1 protein-coding gene is annotated in these 653 nt (G+C 70.3%); it reads left to right on the forward strand.

Annotation, left to right across the window (positions count from 1 at the left end; translation table 11 throughout):
* Positions 1-19: 19 nt before the first annotated feature.
* The coding region (locus CKO23_RS25050; RefSeq protein ID WP_274600260.1) for a helicase-related protein at positions 20-653 on the forward strand (634 nt) is incomplete at its 3' end.

Raw genomic sequence — 653 nt, forward strand, 5'->3', positions numbered from 1 at the left:
CGTTAGGGAACCCGCCGCCTTGGCGCGCTGGCTCGCCTCCGGCGCCGCGCGCCCGCCGCGAATCGTGCGGGCCGAGGGCGCGCCGCCGCCTCGCTTCGAGATTCTGGAAAGCCAGAGCCGCACGCCCTGGGCGGGCCATTCCGCCCGCTATGCGGTGGCCGACATTTACGCGCGCCTGCGCGGGGCGAAACTCAGCATCGTCTTCGTCAACACGCGCCTGCAGGCTGAAATGATGTTCCAGCTGTTGTGGGACATCAACGAGGACAATCTGCGTATCGCCCTGCATCACGGCTCGCTTGACCGCGCGCATCGGCGGCGCGTCGAGGCCGCCATGGCTGAGGGCGCCGTGGACGCGGTGGTCGCCACCTCCACGCTCGACCTTGGGCTCGACTGGGGCGATGTCGATCTGGTCATTCAGGTCGGCGCGCCGAAAAGCGCCAGCCGCCTCACGCAACGGGTTGGCCGCTCCAATCACCGTCTCGACGAGCCGTCGCAGGCGCTGCTGGCGCCGGCCAACCGCTTCGAATGGCTGGAATGCGTCGCGGCGGTGGAGGCGGTCGCGGCCGGCGTTCAGGACAATGCCGAAGGCGATGCGCCGGAACGGGCGGGCGCGCTCGACGTGCTGGCGCAACATGTGGTCAGCCGCCTCGGGG

Origin of the sequence: Thiocystis violacea (assembly GCF_016583565.1) — a bacterium.
Classification (GTDB): domain Bacteria; phylum Pseudomonadota; class Gammaproteobacteria; order Chromatiales; family Chromatiaceae; genus Thiorhodococcus; species Thiorhodococcus violaceus_A.